The sequence below is a fragment of the Nonomuraea sp. NPDC049158 genome, from assembly GCF_040648335.1.
GTDB lineage: Bacteria > Actinomycetota > Actinomycetes > Streptosporangiales > Streptosporangiaceae > Nonomuraea.
Genome location: NZ_JBEZDM010000023.1, coordinates 156554 through 172024 on the forward strand (window position 1 = coordinate 156554; position 15471 = coordinate 172024).

17 protein-coding genes are annotated in these 15471 nt (G+C 70.9%); 8 read left to right on the forward strand and 9 right to left on the reverse strand.

Features of this window, described 5'->3' with window-relative positions:
- Nucleotides 1-26 precede the first annotated feature (26 nt).
- Both AB0B61_RS38155 and AB0B61_RS38160 read right to left on the reverse strand, forming a co-directional pair.
- On the reverse strand, nt 27-1166 hold the full coding sequence (locus AB0B61_RS38155) for a hypothetical protein (RefSeq protein ID WP_358442780.1): 1140 nt from the start codon (nt 1164-1166) through the stop codon (nt 27-29).
- A complete protein-coding gene (locus AB0B61_RS38160) occupies nt 1163-2230 on the reverse strand; it encodes an LLM class flavin-dependent oxidoreductase (RefSeq protein WP_358442783.1) in 1068 nt (355 codons plus the stop codon). Before AB0B61_RS38160 ends, AB0B61_RS38155 begins: the two co-directional genes overlap by 4 nt.
- Nucleotides 2231-2381: 151 nt before the next feature.
- Here AB0B61_RS38160 and AB0B61_RS38165 point away from each other — a divergent pair, with 151 nt between their 5' ends.
- Complete coding sequence (locus tag AB0B61_RS38165) at nt 2382-2810, forward strand: hypothetical protein (RefSeq protein ID WP_358442786.1); 429 nt, start codon at nt 2382-2384, stop codon at nt 2808-2810.
- On the opposite strand, the gene AB0B61_RS38170 is transcribed toward AB0B61_RS38165, so the two are convergent.
- A complete protein-coding gene (locus AB0B61_RS38170) occupies nt 2796-3962 on the reverse strand; it encodes an acyl-CoA dehydrogenase family protein (protein ID WP_358442789.1) in 1167 nt (388 codons plus the stop codon). The two genes, AB0B61_RS38165 and AB0B61_RS38170, sit on opposite strands and share 15 nt — an antisense overlap.
- Here AB0B61_RS38170 and AB0B61_RS38175 point away from each other — a divergent pair.
- Nucleotides 3885-4568: a hypothetical protein gene (locus tag AB0B61_RS38175; protein ID WP_358442829.1), complete on the forward strand. Its 684-nt coding sequence runs from the start codon at nt 3885-3887 to the stop codon at nt 4566-4568. The genes AB0B61_RS38170 and AB0B61_RS38175 overlap by 78 nt on opposite strands.
- Nucleotides 4569-4637: 69 nt before the next feature.
- Nucleotides 4638-6380, forward strand: coding sequence for a proline--tRNA ligase (locus tag AB0B61_RS38180; RefSeq protein WP_358442792.1), 1743 nt, complete (start codon nt 4638-4640; stop codon nt 6378-6380).
- 58 nt (nt 6381-6438) lie between these two features.
- On the opposite strand, the gene AB0B61_RS38185 is transcribed toward AB0B61_RS38180, so the two are convergent.
- The 4 genes from AB0B61_RS38185 to AB0B61_RS38200 are packed head-to-tail and all read right to left on the reverse strand — an operon-like array spanning nt 6439 to nt 10202.
- Complete coding sequence (locus AB0B61_RS38185; protein ID WP_358442795.1) at nt 6439-7944, reverse strand: tripartite tricarboxylate transporter permease; 1506 nt, start codon at nt 7942-7944, stop codon at nt 6439-6441.
- Between the two features lies 1 nt (nt 7945).
- Entirely contained in the window at nt 7946-8401 is a 456-nt protein-coding gene (locus AB0B61_RS38190) for a tripartite tricarboxylate transporter TctB family protein (protein WP_358442798.1), read from the reverse strand.
- Nucleotides 8398-9381 (reverse strand): tripartite tricarboxylate transporter substrate binding protein, encoded by a 984-nt coding sequence (locus AB0B61_RS38195; protein ID WP_358442800.1) that lies wholly within the window; start codon nt 9379-9381, stop codon nt 8398-8400. The genes AB0B61_RS38190 and AB0B61_RS38195 overlap by 4 nt, the downstream gene beginning before the upstream one ends.
- Complete coding sequence (locus AB0B61_RS38200; protein ID WP_358442803.1) at nt 9378-10202, reverse strand: PHB depolymerase family esterase; 825 nt, start codon at nt 10200-10202, stop codon at nt 9378-9380. Before AB0B61_RS38200 ends, AB0B61_RS38195 begins: the two co-directional genes overlap by 4 nt.
- Nucleotides 10203-10303: 101 nt before the next feature.
- Between AB0B61_RS38200 and AB0B61_RS38205 the strand changes: the two genes are divergently transcribed.
- A complete protein-coding gene (locus AB0B61_RS38205) occupies nt 10304-11350 on the forward strand; it encodes a DUF5937 family protein (protein WP_358442805.1) in 1047 nt (348 codons plus the stop codon).
- A 282-nt stretch (nt 11351-11632) separates the two neighbouring features.
- Here AB0B61_RS38205 and AB0B61_RS38210 read toward each other — a convergent pair whose 3' ends face one another.
- Both AB0B61_RS38210 and AB0B61_RS38215 read right to left on the reverse strand, forming a co-directional pair.
- Nucleotides 11633-12061: a ferritin-like domain-containing protein gene (locus tag AB0B61_RS38210; RefSeq protein WP_358442808.1), complete on the reverse strand. Its 429-nt coding sequence runs from the start codon at nt 12059-12061 to the stop codon at nt 11633-11635.
- Complete coding sequence (locus AB0B61_RS38215; protein WP_358442811.1) at nt 12058-12525, reverse strand: hypothetical protein; 468 nt, start codon at nt 12523-12525, stop codon at nt 12058-12060. The genes AB0B61_RS38210 and AB0B61_RS38215 overlap by 4 nt, the downstream gene beginning before the upstream one ends.
- A gap of 220 nt (nt 12526-12745) precedes the next feature.
- On the opposite strand from AB0B61_RS38215, the gene rimP reads away from it, so the two are divergent.
- The 4 genes from rimP to AB0B61_RS38235 all read left to right on the forward strand — a co-directional run.
- Nucleotides 12746-13237, forward strand: a complete 492-nt coding sequence (gene rimP, locus AB0B61_RS38220) for a ribosome maturation factor RimP (protein ID WP_357654418.1) — start codon at nt 12746-12748, stop codon at nt 13235-13237.
- A 12-nt stretch (nt 13238-13249) separates the two neighbouring features.
- Entirely contained in the window at nt 13250-14254 is a 1005-nt protein-coding gene (nusA, locus tag AB0B61_RS38225; protein WP_357654416.1) for a transcription termination factor NusA, read from the forward strand.
- On the forward strand, nt 14238-14552 hold the full coding sequence (locus AB0B61_RS38230; RefSeq protein ID WP_225299407.1) for a YlxR family protein: 315 nt from the start codon (nt 14238-14240) through the stop codon (nt 14550-14552). The genes nusA and AB0B61_RS38230 overlap by 17 nt, the downstream gene beginning before the upstream one ends.
- 112 nt (nt 14553-14664) lie before the next feature.
- On the forward strand, nt 14665-15471 hold an 807-nt coding region (locus AB0B61_RS38235; protein WP_358442814.1), incomplete at its 3' end, for a translation initiation factor IF-2 N-terminal domain-containing protein.

Here is a 15471-nt window from a genome sequence, read left to right on the forward strand (position 1 = left end):
CTCTCGTACGGACCCTGGACGGGCGGCTACACGATCAGCGCCCGGTCGCGGCCCAGATGGTGGCCGCGCAGGTCGGTCAGCACGCCGGGGCTCGGCGCCTCGGCGATCTCCGGCGCGATCTCCACACCGAGCGCGATCGGGGTGAGCCCCTGGATCGCCTGCTGGATCCGGTTGCGCCACATCGGGTTGCGCACGAGGCTCTCCCGCCCGAACGTGACGGTGAGCACCGCCGCGTCGAGCGTGCCCTGCCTGCTGATCGCCAGCTCCCACCTGGTCACGCCGTCGATCTTGGCCAGGGCCTTCTCGACGCGCGGCAGCGACAGCCACACGCCCCGCACCAGCACGTGCTCGCCGACCGTGTGGACGGGAGCGGGCAGTTCGGGGTCGGCCGCGGGGGAGTCGGTGCGTACCACCTGGCCCGTACGCAGGACGGCGTCGCCGAGCGCCGAGTGGCCGTGGGGCGTGATCACCAACTCGGCCACCCCTGACGGCTCCGACGGCCGCAGCACGTCTTTGGTCAGCGAGGCCAGGTGCAGCAGGCCGTCGGCCAGCGGGGTGAGCGGGTCGCCCTCCGCCGCCCGCCAGGCCAGGGCGCCGCCGCTGTACGGGTCGGCGTACACCTCGGTCACGTGGGCGTCGAACTCGCCCGCCAGGTGGCTGAGCGTCCGCTTCGAGGCGATTTCCCCGGTCAGGATGATGTGCCGAAGTCCCAGGTCAAGCGGGTCCAGCAGGAACTCCAGGTGCAGCCTGGCCAGCAGGTCCATCGCGCCCGTGGGGGTGGCGACCAGCGTGGTGGCTCCCAGGGTGGACAGCGTGTGGATCAACCGCATGCGGCCTCGCGGGCCCACCGAGGCGGCCGCCGACGCCACATGCGCCGCGGCGGCGGCCCAGAGCGGGCCCGCCGGTTCGGCCAGCGCCACCACGACCCGGTCGCGGTCGCCTACGCCGGCCGCCCGCAGCGCCGCTCCGGTCAGCTCCTCCGCCGCCGCGCGGTCGCCGGGCCCCAGCGGGAAGGCGCTGGAGGCGTCCGGGGCGACCTGCAGCAGCCCCGTCGCGGACCGCGCGCCCGCACAGAGATCGTCCCGCGTCAGCCACCGCGCACCGGCGGCCTCCGCCGACGCGTCCCGGCCGGTCACGGGGTCGGGGCCGGTGTCCGGGCTGGTCACTTGGTCACCTCGGTCATGAACAGCTTCATCGCCTCGCAGACCCGTTCGTGCGCCAGCCCGCCCACCTGCGCCTGGATGATCAGATCCGTCGCCCCGGCCTCGGCGATCCTGGCCAGGGCCTTGCGCGAGCCCGCCACGTCGTCCACCACGACCATCAGGTGCTCCCGCAGCGTCGCCATCGCCTCCTCGGGCGGCATCCCGGCCGCGAGCTGGCCGAGGACGCGATGGGTGGCGTGCCGGGCGTCGTAGTAGTCCGGCGGGGTGACGAGGTTGACCTGCCGGCGGATGTACCAGAGGACGGCGTCGGCGGCCGCCTCGTTGGCCTGGTCGCGGGTGGGCGCGACGAACCAGGGGATCATCAGCGCGACCCGGCGGGAGGCGGGGTCGAACCCGGCGGCGGCCAGGCGCTCGCGATATTGGGCGATGTCGTCGGCCACGTCGTCGATGCCCTTGACCATGGTCATGCCGAGCAGGTTGTAGCCGTGGTCGGCCGCCGCCAGATAGCCCTCCAGCGACGTCGAGGCCACCCAGACCGGCGGATGCGGCTGTTGCACGGGACGCGGGTAGACCGCCACGTCCGGGATCTCGAAGAACTCGTTCGAGCGGCTGACCGGCTCCCCGTCGGCCCGCCAGATGGCCAGCGTCGCCTCCAGCGAGTCCTCCCAGATCTGCCGGGACTTCTCGAAGGGCCGCTGGAAGGCCTGGTACTCCAGGGGCGAGGCCCCCCGCCCGGTGCCGAACTCCACCCGGCCGCCGCTCAGCACGTCGAGCGTGGCGACACGCTCCGCCGTGCGGATCGGTGACTGGAACGGCAGCAGCACCACGCCCAGCCCGAGATGGATGCGCTCGGTCCGCTGGGAGATGGCGGCCAGCACGAGATCGGGCGCGGAGGAATGGGAGAACCCCCGCGTGAAGTGGTGCTCGACGAACCAGGCGGTGTCGAAGCCGAGCTTGTCACCGAGCACGACCTGGTCGATCACGTTCTGGAACGCCTGTTGCTCGACCTCGCGGGAGCGCCCGCGCACCTCCAGCTCGTAGCCCAGGCTGATCCGTAGGGACGTCATCGCGCCTCCGGCGAAAGTAGTGAACCAAGCGCTCGCTTGGTAGAGACTATCAGCACCAAAGACTTGCGGGAAGGGCGCGTTCGCGATCAGAGTGATGCACGTGAGGCGAAAGCACGCGCTAAGGCGGCCGAAAGATGGCACGCTTCCCGATATGGGGGCCGATGACTTCTCACTCACGAGCGGGCGCGGTTACGAAGCGTTCGGCCGGGTGATGGCCGCCCTCGCGACCGAGGCCGAGTTCATCGAGTCCTGCCGGGATCTGACCTGGTGGCGGGGCGCCGACCACAGCTGGCACATCGAGTGGCGCGACGGCCCGTACGCATCCGAGGTGGCGGCGCTGCTGGCCGAGCAGGTGCGCGCTCCCGCCTACGAGGACGAGCTCGGCACGCCCGCCGGGCCGGGCGACAGCCGGTCGGCGGTGCTCGACGTGATGGGCGTCCGCTTCGAGCTGCGGGCCATCGATCCGCTGGGCCGCGAGCGCGTACGCGACAAGCCGGGCTTCTGGCGGCTGGCCGAGGCGCTCGACACCACCCGCGCCACGAACGCCCCGCGCCCCTGGGAAACGCTATTGGGCGGCTAGCTTGGCCTGGAAGACGTGCGGGACCAGCCGCTCGCGGTGCGCCTGCGGCGGCCCGAAGAGCTGGGCGTCGGAGGTGGCCCGCTTGAGGTAGCGGTGGGCCGGATGCTCCCAGGTCACGCCGATCCCGCCGTGGACCTGGATGTTCTCGCCCGCCGCCGTGAGATACGCCTCGGTGCAGTAGGATCCGGCGATCGCCGCGAGGGCCTCTGACCCGGCCGCCGCCAGCGCCGCCGACCTGGCCGACTCCACGAGCAGCAGCAGGTCGGCCAGCTTGTGCTTGATGGCCTGGAAGGAGCCGATCGGCCTGCCGAACTGGTGACGCAGCTTGGCGTGCTCCGTGGCCATCTCCAGGCAGCGCTCGGCCCCGCCCACCTGCTCGGCCGCCAGCGCCGCGATGCCGAGGTCGCGCACCCGGCTCCACGCCGCGCCGTCGCCCGCCGGGTGCGCCGGAGCCTGGTCGAAGGTCAGTTCGGCCAGCGGCCGGCTCTCGTCCATGGTCGTGTACGCCACGCGCCGCGTCGGCACCGCCTCGACCAGGAATCCGTCCGCGTAGGCCAGCACCACGTCGCCCTCCAGCGCGTACGGGACGACGCCCGTGAGCAGGCCGTTCCGGAGGGTCAGGTCGCCGTCGCCCGGCAGGACGACGGTCGCCGTCACCGAGCCGTCGGCCAGCGCGGGCAGCAGCCGGGCCATCGCCGCCTCGTCGCCGCCCGCCTTGAGCGCCTCGACGGCCAGGACGGCGCTCTGCAGGAAGGGGTAGGGGGACAGGGTCCTGCCCAGCTCTCCCGCGACGACCGCGGTCTCGGCCGGGCCGCAGCCCGCTCCGCCGTACTCCTCGGGGACGGCGAGCCCCGCGGTGCCCAGGTCGCGGGCGAACGCCGCCCAGGGCGCGGCGGGGCGGTCGGCGAGATAGGCGCGGACGACGGAGCGCAGCTCGTCTGTGACGGTCACCCGGACAGTGTAACCAAGCGATTGCTTCGTTACATTTGGTTGGCCGAAATTTGCCTTTTCTGGACGGCCACATAATCTGGTTGTGGTATTGCGACAAGCTTCGAAGGGAGGGTTGACCAGGCAATGGCCGTAAAAGAGAGCACGATCGACTACGCGGAGTTCGCCGCGTACGACCGTGGACAGCGCTGCATCGAGCGCCATGTGCTGGGGGCCTTCCTCGGCGGGCTGGTCGTCGGGCTCGTGGGCATACTCGCCGACGGCCGCGGCCCTCAATGGCTCGGCCAGCTTTACGACCCCTACATGTATCTGGGCCTGGCCCTGCTCGTCGGGGCGAGCGCGGCGGGCTTCGGATGGGCGTTGCTCACGACGTTCCTGGCCTCACTGTCCATGATCGTGGTGACCCTGGGCGGCACCATGCTGCGCGGTGAGCCCGACATCGGCGGCGTGGGTGTCGGCGGCTCCGCGGCCGGGCTGAACTGGACACTCTGCCTGCTGGTCGGGCTGGGCCTGCTCGCCTACGTGACGAGGAGGCCGGATGGCTGGGGCGACCTGGCCGCGGGTCTCATCGGCGCCCTGCTGCTCGCCGACGTGGTCGACCGCGCGACGCCCGGCTTCATCCACAGCGACCCCGCCTTCTGGCCCGGTCCCGCGCCCGTGGTCGGCGCCCTGTCCGTCGTGCTGGTGCTCGCGCTGCGCCGCGGTGTGGCGGGCCGGGTGCGCGCGCTGGCGCTGGCGGCGGTCCTGGTCGGCCTGTTCATGGTCGGAGTGGCCGGTTCGCTGGGCGCCTGGGTCCCTGTCACGGGATAAGGCCGCGCGGCGGGTCGCTCCGAGTCGATAGCCTGTAGTCCTCACATCCAGGCCGAACAAGGAGTAGTCGTGTCGCTGCGCATGTCGTCGTTGTTTCTTCGCACCCTGCGGGACGACCCGGCAGACGCGGAAGTGCCGAGCCACAAGCTCCTGGTCCGCGCCGGTTATGTCCGGCGGGTGGCGCCCGGCATCTACTCGTGGCTGCCCCTCGGCAAGATGGTGCTGGAAAACGTCGCCAAGGTCGTCCGCGAGGAGATGAACCGGATGGGCGGCCAGGAGGTGCTGTTCCCCGCTCTGCTGCCGCGCGAATACTACGAGGCCACCGGCCGCTGGACCGAATACGGTGACACGCTCTTCCGGCTCAAGGACCGCAAGGGCGTCGACTACCTGCTCGGTCCCACGCACGAGGAGCTCTTCGCCGACATGGTCAAGGGCGAATATTCCTCGTACAAGGACTATCCGGTCACGCTCTACCAGATTCAGACGAAGTACCGCGACGAGGCCAGGCCCCGCGCGGGCATCCTGCGCGGTCGCGAGTTCCTGATGAAGGACGCCTACTCCTTCGACCTCGACGACGAAGGGCTCAAGCACTCCTACGAGCAGCACCGCGAGACCTACATCCGGACGTTCGACCGGCTCGGCATCGATTACAAGATCGTGTTCGCCACGTCGGGCGCGATGGGCGGCTCGGCCTCCGAGGAGTTCCTGGCGCCCACGCCCACCGGCGAGGACACCTTCGTGGCCTGCCGCTCCTGCGGCTACGCGGCCAACGCCGAGGCCGTCACCACGACCGCGCCCCCGGCCCGCGCCCTCGACGGGCTGGAGCCGCAGCGCGTCCTCGACACCCCCGACACCCCGACCATCGAGTCGCTGGTGTCCTACGTCAACGAGCACCACGGCCTGTCGATCACCGCCGCCGAGACCCTGAAGAACGTCGTCGTCAAGGTCACCACGCCCGGCTCCGACAAGGTCGAGACGCTGATCGTCGGCGTGCCCGGCGACCGCGAGGTCGACTTCAAGCGCCTGGAGGCCGCGCTGGCCCCCGGCGAGCCCGCCATCTTCGAGGCCGAGGACTTCGCCAAGCACCCCGGCCTGATCCGTGGCTACATCGGCCCGCAGGTCCTGCGCGATCTCGGCATCCGCTACCTCGTCGACCCCCGCGTGGTCACCGGCACCTCCTGGGTGACCGGCGCCAACGAGCGCGGCAAGCACGCCGCCCACGTGGTCGCGGGCCGTGACTTCGTCCCCGACGGCACGATCGAGGCCGCCGAGGTGCGCGCCGGAGACCCGTGCCCCCGCTGCGGCTCGCCGCTGTCCATCGACCGCGGCATCGAGATCGGGCACATCTTCCAGCTCGGCCGCAAATACGCCGACGCGGCCGGGCTCGACGCCCTGGGCCCCGACGGCAAGCCGATCCGCATCACGATGGGCTCCTACGGCATCGGCGTCTCGCGCGCCGTGGCGGTCATCGCCGAGCAGGCCCACGACGAGCTCGGGCTGGTGTGGCCGCGCGAGATCGCGCCCGCCGACGTGCACATCGTGGGCACGGGCAAGGACAACCAGATCGAGGCGGCCCTCCAGCTGGCCGCCGAGCTGGAGTCCCGCGGGCTGCGCGTCCTCGTCGACGACCGGGCCGGGGTCTCGCCCGGCGTCAAGTTCAAGGACGCCGAGCTGCTCGGCCTGCCCACGATCGTGGTCGTGGGCCGCGGGCTGGCCCAGGGTGTGGTCGAGCTCCGCGACCGGGTCACCGGCGTCAAGGAGGAGATCCCGCTCGAGACGGCCGCAGACCGCGTGCTGGCCGCCTGCTCGTAACGCGAAACACGGCTCCCCCTTCGCTCAAGGGGGAGCCGTGCGGCTTTGCCAGGGGTTGTCAGTCCATCGCCGCGGGTATGGAGATCTTGCCGCGGCGGCGGAGCACCACGGGCCCGATCAGGCAGACGGCGGCGATCACCAGGATGGCCAGCGACACGGGCCGGGTGAAGAACACCGCCGGGTCCCCCTCGCTGAAGGCCAGGGCCCGCCTGAACTGCACCTCCATCAGCGGCCCGAGCACCGCCCCGAGGATCAGCGGCGCCACCGGATAACCGGCCCGCCGCAGGACGAACCCCACCAGCCCGAACCCGTACGCCACCAGGATCTCGAACACGCTCTGCGAGGTGGCGTAGACGCCCAGCGTCGCGAACGTCAGGATCGCCGCCGTCAGCAGCGCGGCCGGCACGCTCAGCAGCTTCACCCACAGCCGGATCAGCGGCAGGTTCAGCACCAGCAGCATCACGTTGCCGATGTAGAGGCTGGCGATCAGCGTCCACACGAGCACCGGTTGCTGGTCGAAGAGCTGCGGTCCCGGCTGCACGTTGTAGATCTGGAAGGCGATCAGCAGCATGCTGGCCGTGGCCGAGGTGGGGATGCCGAGCGTGAGCAGCGGCACCAGCACACCGGAGAAGGCCGCGTTGTTGGCCGCCTCGGGCCCCGCCACGCCCTCGATGGCGCCGTGGCCGAACTCCTCGGGGTCCTTGGCCAGCCGCTTCTCGACGTTGTAGCTGAGGAAGGTGGGCAGCTCGGCGCCGCCCGCGGGCAGCGAGCCGATCGGCAGGCCGAACGCGGTGCCCCGCAGCCACGGCCGCCAGGACCGGCGCCAGTCGTCGCGGGTCATGCCGATGCGCCCGGTCACCTTCACCGGCGGCTGCTCCTGCCGGTTGCGCTGGGCCGCGGTGGCGACCGCCTCGGCCACGGCGAACAGGCCGACGGCCAGCGCCACCACCGGCAGCCCCTCGTACAGGTCGGGTACGCCGAAGGCCAGGCGCGGCTGGCCGGTCATCTGGTCGATGCCCACCATGCCGATCGCCAGCCCGAGGAAGAGGCTGGACAGGCCGCGCACGATCGAGTCGCCCATGAGCGAGGTGACGGTGACGAAGGCGAGCACCATGATCGAGAAGTACTCGGCGGGCTGGATCGACTTGGCGATGGCCGACATCCCGGGCGCCAGGAACGTGATCACGACGGTGGAGATCGTGCCCGCCACGAACGAGCCGATGGCCGCCGTGGCCAGCGCGGCCCCGGCCCGGCCCTTGCGCGCCATCGGGTAGCCCTCGAGCGTGGTGGGGATCGACGCCGTCTCGCCGGGGATGTTGAGCAGGATCGCGGTGGTGCTGCCGCCGTACATGCCGCCGTAGTAGATCCCGGCGAACATCACGAACGCGCCCACCGGATCGAACACCATCGTCAGGGGCAGCAGCAGCGCGATCGTCGTGGCCGGGCCGAGGCCCGGCAGCACGCCGACGAGCGTGCCGACGGTGACGCCGAGCAGACCGAGCAGCAGGTTCTGCAGGGTGAGCGCGTGCGCGAAGCCGTCGAGCAGGTGGCCCAGTACGCTCATCTCAGATCGCCAATCTGATCAGGCCCGGAGGCAGCGTGATGCCCAGCACCCGGTCGAACAGCAGATACGTGGCCAGCGCCAGCAGCAGGCCCACGACCAGGTCGCGCACCAGCTTGCGGCTGCCGAGCACGCGGGCGACCGCGACGAAGAACAGCGTGGTGGCCTGCCAGTAGCCCACGGGCGCGAGCAGGACCGCGTACAGAGCGAGAGCGCCGATGAGGAGCAGCACGGGACGCCAGTGCACGCCCTTGTCCTCGCCGCCCTCGCGGGTCACCGGAGCGCGGAACGCCTGCACCACCCCGATCACGGCCACCACCGCCATGCCGATGCCGACCAGGAGCGGGAAGGCCCGGGGCCCGACGGCCTGGTAACCGCCCCCGTCGGGGATCATGAACGCCTGCGCCAGCACGACCAGCGCCACGGCCAGGAACCCCGCGGAGACGAGCCGGGTGCTCACTTGCCGAGTCCCAGCTCGCCGAGGATCGTGGTGATCTGCCCGCGCTGCTCGGTGAGCACCTGCTTGAACGAGTCGCCCGGGGTCCAGGCGTCGACCCAGTTGTTCTGCTTGAGCACCTGCTGCCAGCACGACGTCTGCCGCATCTTGTCGATCATCTTGACGACGGCCTGCTGCTGCTCGGCCGACAGCCCCGCCGGGGCGAGCACGCCGGCCATCGTGGAGATGGCCTGGTCCGACAGCCCCAGCTCCTTCAGCGTCGGGGCGTCGATGCCCTCGATCCGCTTGTCGCCGTCCACCGCGAGCGCCTTGAGCTCTCCGGCCTGGAGCTGCGCGCGAAGCTCGGCGACGGTGTCGATGCCCGCGGTGGCGGCCCCGCTGAGCAGCAGGTTCATCGACTCGCCGCCGCCCGCCGTGGGCACGTAGTTGACCTGCTTGGCGTCGATGCCCTGGCCCTTGGCCAGTCCCGCCACCGTCATCTGCCCGGGGCCGCCGAGCGAGCCGCCGGTCCACTTGACGCCGTGCGGGTCCTTCTTCATCGCGGCCAGCAGGGACTTCAGGTCCGCGTACGGCGCGTTCTTCGGCACCACGATCGCGCTCGGGCCCCTGCTCAGCCCGGCGATCGGGGTGAGCGTGGTCAGGTCCACGGGCGAGTGGTTGTTGACGATGCCGCCGAGCATGGTCGCGCTGTCCATGACCATGAGCTGGTAGGGGTCGCCCTTGCTCTTGGCGAACTGGGCCAGCCCGATCGTGCCGCCCGCGCCGGGGACGTTGACGACCGTGGCCTTCGCGGTGGTGATCTTGCACTGGCTGAGCGCGCCGGCGATGCCGCGGGCACGGGTGTCCCAGCCGCCGCCGGGGCTGCCCGGCGCCATGATCGTCAGAGGCTTGCTCGGGTACTCGGCGCCCGCCTCGGCGCTCTCGCCGACCGCGCAACCGGTGGCCAGAACCGTCAGGGCGGCGGCGGCAACAATGATCTTCATGAGGTCTCCCGGGGGGTGAGAATCGAGGTGAAGAAGTCCTTGACCGGCTCCAGCACGCTCATCGGCTGGTGCGCCACGCCGGGCACGACGTCGAACCTGACGTTGATGCCGTGCGCGGCGAAGTTGTCACGCAGCGCCGCCAGCCGCTCGACACGGGTGGTCCCGTGGGCGTCGGCGCCGTCCATCCAGTTGGCGTCGCCCTGGTTGTTGATCTCCCAGGTCTCGACGTCATCGGCACCCACGACCATCTGTACCGGCACCGCCCCGAGCTCCTCGATCCTGGGCGGCTGGCCGAACTCCTCCTCGAACCCCTTGAGTCCGATCCACCACGGACTGTCCCAGTCGATGTACGATATCCGCCCTGGTGCACCAATTGACACTCCGGCCAGCCGGTCCGGATGCAGGTAGGCGAACCGATGGGCGAACTGGCCGCCGCCGGAGAAGCCGTGCAGGAGGAACCGCTCGGTGTCGACGTTGAAGCGCTCGCCGACCTCCTCGACCATCGCCAGCAGCACGTGGTCGAAGCGGATGCCGCGGTAGTTGATGAACTTGAAGCCGTGCAGGTCGTCCGCGTCCTCGATGCCCGCGGGGAACAGCGGCGCCAGGACCAGGCAGCCCTGCCGCTCACCCCATTCGGCGAGGTTGTCGCGGTACTGCGGCCCGCGCCGTCCCGTCCCGTGCTGCATGACGGCCATCGGAACCGGCGGGCCGTCGGGCGTGTGGGCCGTCGGCACGTAGAGGCAGTAGGAGAAGCGCTGGTCGTATCGCGAGGCGAAGATGGTGGTGGACCCGGTGAAGTAGTACTCCCGGGGGTGCTTCACTCCGCTGTCATCGTGTGTTGGTGCCTTGGCCATGGCGCCACAGCCTGGACATATATCCAGTTTCGGACAAGGAGATTGCCGCCAACGCGGTAATGTGCAACGTGCCCGTCACGCTCCTCCTGTCCTCCTCCGACCCGGCCTCGATCACCATGGGCGTCTCCCCGCTGGCCGAGCTCTGCGCCTGCCTGCACGCGCTCGACGAGCCCGGACACCACCCCGCGGCGGCCCGCTGGGTGGCCAGGGTCCACACGGAGGCCGACGAGGACCTGCTGGCCAGGGCGACGGCGTGGGCGCCTCTGTGGAGCGCCTTCCGGGCCCGCTACCTGCTGCCGCTGTCCGCCGGCCGGTCCAGGACGCTCGAGGACGAGCTGGCCGAGATCGAGGCGCTGCCGATCGGCGACTTCACCGCCATGACCCTCCAGGCGCTCATCGGCAAGAACAGCGCCGGCATCGGCGGCGACGTGCTCCAGCGCCTCAGGCTGATCTCCTCCAGCCGGGTGGAGCTGGGCACCCGCGTGCAGAACGATCCCTGGGGCTTCAGGCGCGAGCTGACCGGCTTCCTGGCGGACTTCGCCGCCGCGGCCTTCGAGGCGGACTGGCCGGGCCTGCGGACGGCCCTGGCCGCCGAGGCCGCGGTACGCGAACGGGCGATCGCGGTGCACGGCCCCATGGCGCTGGCCGACTTCCCCACCGCCACGGCCGTGGAGGGCGGGCGCAAAATCGTCCTGGACAAGCTCTACAACGCCACGGCCCGCATCGGCGCCGACCGCCCCTGCCTGCTCGTCCCCAGCCTGTACGGCCGCCCGCACTTCGTGGTCAAGCACTACCCGGGCTACCCGGTGGTCATCCAGTACGGCGTGGGCACCTCAGCCGGGGTGTCACTGGAGACCGCCCGGCAGCGTCTGGCCGTCCTCCAGCACCCGACCCGCCTCAAGCTCTGCTACGCCATCCTCCGCAACCCGGTGGCCACCTCGGAACTCGCCAACCAACTGGGCATGACCGCCCCCCAGGTCTCCAGACACCTACGCCACCTGAGGGAGGCCGCATTGGTGCACGTGCACCGGCGCGGCTCGGTGGTCTACTACCAACTCGACGCCGAGGCGATCGAACGCCTGGGCACCGATCTACTGACGGTGCTCTACCGGTAGGCGCCTCGCATCCGATTACTCCCGCTCCCCGGAGGCGGCCTCTCTGCGGACCTCAGCCACGAGGGACCGTCTTCTTCCGCTCGCCCGGAGGGGTGTCCCTCCCTTGGGACCTCAGCCACGACGGACCGGCTCCCTCCGCTCTCCGGAGGGAGTGTCCCTCTCGGGACCTCTGCCACGACGGACGGTTTTCTTCCGCTCCCCGGAGGGGGTATTTCCCCAAGGACCCCAGCCACAACAGACCGTCACAGGGACTGAGACGGTTGTGTGGACGGTGGGCCGCTCTCAGCCGGTGGGCCCCGACATGCCGGGGAAGGCCGTGGTGATCGCGGGACGGAAGGAGTAGGAGCGGGCCACCGACTCCTGCATGGCCAGCGCGGCGTACCGGCGCAGCGACGCGTCGTCCGACGCCACCAGCTCCAGATAGGCGGCCGTGATGCCGGCCTCCACGTGGACCGCGAGCTGGATCGCCTGCGCCGAGGTGGACGGCACGATCGGCAGGGCGTAGCCCCCCTCGGGCTCGGACGGCGTGCCGCCCCGGGTGGTGATGGCGGTGCGCAACTGGTCGCGTTTGGCGCGATGGGCGTCGAACGCGTTCGTGACCCGCGTCCGCAGCGAGCCCGTGGTGCGCGCGCCGATCAGCCCGTACGCGAAGACGGCGGCGTGCTCGGCGGACAGCGCCTTGCGCAGCTTCTCCACATCGGCCGGTGTCACGTCGACCTCGGCAGGGCCAGGACGTGGGCGGCCTCGCAGGCGCCGATGGCGGCGATGAGCTGGGCCAGTTGCGGCGAGACGCCGGCGAGCTGGCGGACGCGCAGCGCCGCCGACCGGCGCTCGGCCTCACGCAGCCGCGACAGCGACGTCTTGGGCGCGGGAGCGGTCGCCGAGGCCGAGGGCGTCGTCGGGCCACCGGGCAGGCGTTTGCGCAGCGCGTCGAGGTGAGCTTGGTGGCGGTCACGGAACGGGGTCAGCTTGGTGGCGCCGCCCGCGATCAGCACGGAGTAGAGGGCGATCGTGTGTTCCTTGTCGGCGATCAGCTGTCGCAGCAGTGCCCGCTCAGGATCATCCGACGGGGTGGGCGACGGCTGGGGGGTGTCGGAGGCGCCGCATCCCGACAGGGCCGCGGCGGCCGCTCCGCCCGCCAGCACGGCTCGCCGTGAGAGGGAACGCGGGCGCACGGGCAGGGACCTCCTGTAAACGGAACGCAGATAGCATCGTACGGTCTTGCGCTCGCTCCCCGTGTCAGGCGACGCTCGCCATTCGCACGTGCCGAGTGGCGCTCTCTTCGTGCCCTCGTACAGATAGGGTGTCAACTGTCGTAGCTGGCTGAGCGGCCAGGCGACTTGAGAGCCAGAGGCGAGGTCCGCCCGGCTGAGACATGACAATAGGGAGGTCGATATGGGCAGCGCATCACCCCGCGACCACCTGATGAAGCTCCTTGAGCCCGTCGTCGGCGCGGAGGGCCTCGATCTGGAGGACGTCACGGTCACCCAGGCCGGCAAGCGCCGGCTGCTGCGTGTGATCGTCGACCGCGACGGCGGCGTGAGCCTCGACGACGTGGCCGACGTCAGCCAGGTCGTCTCCGCGGCGCTCGACGACGCCAACGCGATGGGCCAGTCGGCCTACACGCTGGAGGTCTCCTCGCCGGGCGTCGACCGCCCGCTGACCGAGCCGCGTCACTGGCGGCGTGCGGCCAAGCGGCTGGTGAAGGCCGAGATGAGAGATGGTTCCGTGGTGGAGGGCCGCGTACGCTCCGCCGACGAGAGCGGCGTCGAGCTCGACGTCGACGGCGCCGGGCGCCGATTCGACTATCAGGACCTGGCCCGTGGACGGGTGCAGGTGGAGTTCCGCCGGTTCGACGACGAAGACGTCGACGGCGACGAAGGCTAAGGGGAAAGCCTCGTGGACATCGACATGAGCGTCCTGCGCAGCCTGGAGCGGGAGAAGGACATCTCCTTCGACCTGGTCGTCAAGGCGATCGAAGACGCGCTGCTGATCGCCTACTTCCGCACCGAGGGTGCCGCGCCCAAAGCCCGCGCGGAGCTCGACAGGACGAGCGGGCACGTGACCATCTTCGCCGCCGAGATCGACGACGAGGGCGAGATCGTCAGGGAGTTCGACGATACGCCGGGCAACTTCAGCAGAATCGCGGCGACCACCGCCAAGCAGGTCATCCTGCAGCAGCTGCGCGACGCCGAAGACGAGATCAACTTCGGCGAGTTCGCCAGCCGCGAGGGCGAGCTGGTCTCCGGCGTGATCCAGCAGGGCAAGGACCCGCGCGTGGTGCTGGTCGACCTCGGCAAGATCGAGGCCGTCCTGCCGCACAACGAGCAGGTGCCCGGCGAGGACTACGTGCACGGCGAGCGCATCCGCGCCTACGTGGTGCAGGTGAAGAAGGGCCACAAGGGCCCCTCGGTCACGCTGTCGCGTACCCATCCCGGCCTGGTCAAGAAGCTCTTCGCGCTGGAGGTGCCGGAGATCGCCGACGGCACGGTGGAGATCGCCGCCGTGGCCCGGGAGGCCGGTCACCGCACGAAGATCGCGGTCAGGTCGCGCAGGCAGGGCGTCAACGCCAAGGGCGCGTGCATCGGCCCGATGGGCTCGCGCGTGCGTAACGTGATGACCGAGCTGCACGGCGAGAAGATCGACATCATCGACTGGTCCGAGGACCCCGGCGAGTTCGTGGGGAATGCGCTGTCGCCCGCCCGCGTTTCTCACGTTGAGGTCCTCGATCTCGAAGGCCGGGTCGCGCGGGTGACCGTGCCCGACTACCAGCTATCCCTGGCTATCGGCAAAGAGGGGCAGAACGCCCGGCTTGCCGCCAGGCTCACTGGATGGCGGATTGACATCCGGCCTGACACCCAGGCCGAGGATGCTGCCGGTTCCGTAGATGCGTCAACACGGTAAGCTGGAATATGGTGGCCACGCGGCTCCACAGCGCACCTGTGTGGGCTGCAGGGTCCGTACGGCTAAGTCCGACCTGCTCCGCTTGGTGCGGGTCGAGGATCACGTGATCCCTGACCTGCGAGGACGGCTTCCTGGTCGAGGTGCGTCACTGCATCCGTCCGAGAAGTGTCTGGAGCTTGCCGAGCGTCGCCGAGCGTTTCCGCGCGCGTTCCGCGTGCCGGGTCCGCTTGACGTCTCGCGCGTGCGGGTGCACCTGGAGAAGGAGAACCAAGAAATGTCATGTAGGACGCCGAGTTGATGGGCGGAGTCAGATTGCTATGAGCGCCTGATGAGCACGCGGCGATGAAGATGTCAAGGTAGCGACGGTCCGGACGGCACAGCCAGCCTCCCGGGCCGAGTAAGGGAGTGCAGTGGCGAAGGTCCGGGTATACGAGCTCGCTAAGGAGTTCGGCGTAGAGAGCAAGGTCGTCATGGCCAAGCTCCAGGAGATGGGGGAGTTCGTCCGTTCGGCGTCCTCCACCATCGAGGCGCCGGTGGTCCGCAGGCTCACCGAAGCATTGGGCGCATCCAAGGGTGGGTCCTCGAGGGGCGGCGGTTCGTCGTCCAAGCCGCAGCCGCCAAGGGCTGCTCCCCGGCCGGCGGACAGCCTGGCCGGTAACGGCGCCGCGGAGGCGCCGTCCCCAACATCAGCTCCGCGTCCGGGTCCGGCCCCCAGGCCTGGTCCGCGTCCGGGTCCGGCAGGTCCCGCGGGCGGCGGTCAGCCGCGCCCGCCGGTGCCGATGCCGCACCAGCCGCAGCCTGAGCCCGAGCGTGCCGACACCTCCGGCGCTCCGCAGGCGCGTTTCGACAGCGGCACCCGTCCCGCGCCCGCTCCGGGCGCCCCCGCTCCGGGTCCGCGTCCCGGTCCCGCCGCCCGTCCGGGTCCCAAGCCCGGCCCCGCGGCTCGTTCCGGCGCGCCCTCCGGTGGCGGCGGCCCGGCGGCTCCGCGTTCCGACCGTGGTCCGTCCGATCGTGGCCCGTCCGACCGCGCCCCTTCCGGTGGCGGTCCTCGTCCGGGTCCCGGTCCCAAGCCGGGTCCGCGCGGCCCGCGTCCGGGTAACAACCCGTTCTCGTCCAACGCCAGCGGCATGGGCCAGTCCCGGCCGCCGCGTCCCGGTGCCAACCGCGACGGTGGCGGCAGCGGTCCCGGGCAGCGCGAGCGTCGTGACGGTCCGCCG